This is a genomic window from uncultured Campylobacter sp., from assembly GCF_938045595.1.
GTDB lineage: Bacteria > Campylobacterota > Campylobacteria > Campylobacterales > Campylobacteraceae > Campylobacter_B.
The window spans coordinates 1-1,775 of sequence record NZ_CALIBB010000053.1 but is presented as its reverse complement, the minus strand read 5'-3'; the positions used below and the strand labels follow the sequence as shown (position 1 = coordinate 1,775).

At 48.4% G+C, this 1,775-nt stretch carries 2 protein-coding genes and 1 pseudogene; all 3 read right to left on the bottom strand.

Annotated elements, in window-relative coordinates; translation table 11 throughout:
* Positions 1–980, bottom strand: a 980-nt coding sequence (locus tag Q0340_RS02240) for a beta-ketoacyl synthase chain length factor (protein WP_298081989.1), incomplete at its 3' end; no start/stop codon positions are given.
* Positions 970–1,392 carry an excinuclease ABC subunit A gene (locus Q0340_RS02235; protein ID WP_298081988.1) on the bottom strand — a complete coding sequence of 141 codons (423 nt, stop codon included), beginning with the start codon at positions 1,390–1,392 and terminating at the stop codon, positions 970–972. The genes Q0340_RS02240 and Q0340_RS02235, both read right to left, overlap by 11 nt.
* A gap of 10 nt (positions 1,393–1,402) precedes the next feature.
* A pseudogene (locus Q0340_RS02230) lies at positions 1,403–1,775 on the bottom strand (beta-ketoacyl-ACP synthase); the annotation flags it as partial.

The following is a 1,775-nucleotide window of genomic DNA, read 5'->3' as shown; positions in this document are numbered from 1 at the left end:
AAATAGCAGAGCAGAGCGATTTTATCGTTATCCGACTTGCATTCGCTGCTTTTGCCTGCTTCGTTCGCATCCTGCGCGGAGTGGGAATTTTCCGCGCTTTCTTTCAGCCTTGCAGCGGCGATTATTGCGCCGTTTTCGAGCGCGCACGCCGCGGAGATCGTCGAAATTTCGGCATGGTTTTGCGTAAAAATCGCATTTTGCGCCGCGATCGCGTTGAGCACGCTGACGCAAAAACTCGAAGGCGAGACGCTTTCGTCCATCGAGCCGAGCAGGCTAAAACAGCGGTTGATCTCGCCCAGGCGCGAGCAAAAAACGAGCGGCATTCCTTCACGCTGCATCGCGGAGCTTTGCATCGCATGATTGCAGGCTCCCGAGCTTTCGTTTGTTTTGGAATTCTGCCTCGCGGAATTTAAAGAATTTTCATTTGTGAAATCCTGCGGCGGCGGGTTTTGCGCAGCAGTACGATTTTCGCTCGTATCTAAATTTTGCGGCGCGGAATTTAAAGAGCCTTTCTCAGCTAAGCTCTGCGGCGCGTTTTGAGAAATTTCGCCTAAAAGCGAGATGCAAAGTTTTGCCCCGAGCCCCAAGCGGCGACGCTGCAACGGCGGAATATGATCAAGAGCCGGCTTTTTTTTTAAAGGCTCTAAGGCTAAAATTTCCTCTTTTAAGCGAGCGTGAGCAGAAATTTTTAAATTTTCTCCGGAGCTTTTTTGTAAAGCTCTATTTTCACACGCTGCAAAATTTGCGGGATTTATAGAATTCTGCTTGCAGTCCGGAATATCTGTAAAATCTTGCGTAGAATTTGCCGTGAAATCATACGTAAAATTTTGATCCGTATCGCAAAAGAGATCGGAATTTCCGTCTAAGCTTACTTCGGAAATTCCGTCCGAGCAAGCGGCGAGGTTTTTATAAAACTTCGCCGGCTCGCCCGAAATTATCGCGCTTGCGTAAGATATACCGAAGCTTAGTTTATTTTGCAATATAGCCTCTTAGCGTGACGCCGTTCATTATCGAGCCTACGCCGCATTCAAACTCCTTGTCGCTTACGAAAACGTTTTTGTAATAGTAGCTCGTGATGTTTACGACCTTGTTGCCGCCCTCTTTTTTGGCGCGATCTTGAAAGCTAAGTAGCGCCGATAAAAACGCGCGGTTGCATGCGGCTTGATCGCTCTTGTTGACGCTGTTTGTTTTTTTGTTCGAGCTTAGCTGCTGCGTGATCTTTCTGCCTGCGGATTTGTTGCCGAAGTAGAATTTTATGTTCGGATCAAGCTTGGCTTTAGCGTCGGGCTCTGCGAGTGCCGCGGCGATCGGGAAGCGCACGATATCGTTTTTGGCATAAGCCGAATTAGCGACAAAAAGCGTCGCAACTACGAAAAATAGAAATTTTTTCATTTTCTCTCCTTTAGTTGATAAATTTTTTAAAAATCAAAGAGGTGTTTACGCCGCCGAAAGCGAAGTTATTATTCATAACGTAATTCGTATTTATCTCCTGCGGCTGCGTGAGGTACCTAAGCGGCGCGCACTGCGGATCGATATCGCGTAAATTTAGATTCGGATAGAATAGCTCTTCGTTCATCATCATCACCGAGATGAAGCTCTCCAGCGCCCCACACGCGCCCAAAGTATGACCCAAATAGCCCTTGTAGGAGCTCACGGGCGTCTGCGAGCCGAAAATTTCATGCGTTGCCGTAGATTCCGCGACGTCGCCCTGTTTGGTCGCCGTGGCGTGGGCGTTTACGTGCCCGATGAGATCTGGCGAAATCGCGGCATCTTTG

Excerpts from the sequence above, each read along its gene's own strand:
- Q0340_RS02235 (WP_298081988.1), bottom strand. The coding sequence starts at position 1,392 with ATGAAAAAATTTCTATTTTTCGTAGTTGCGACGCTTTTTGTCGCTAAT.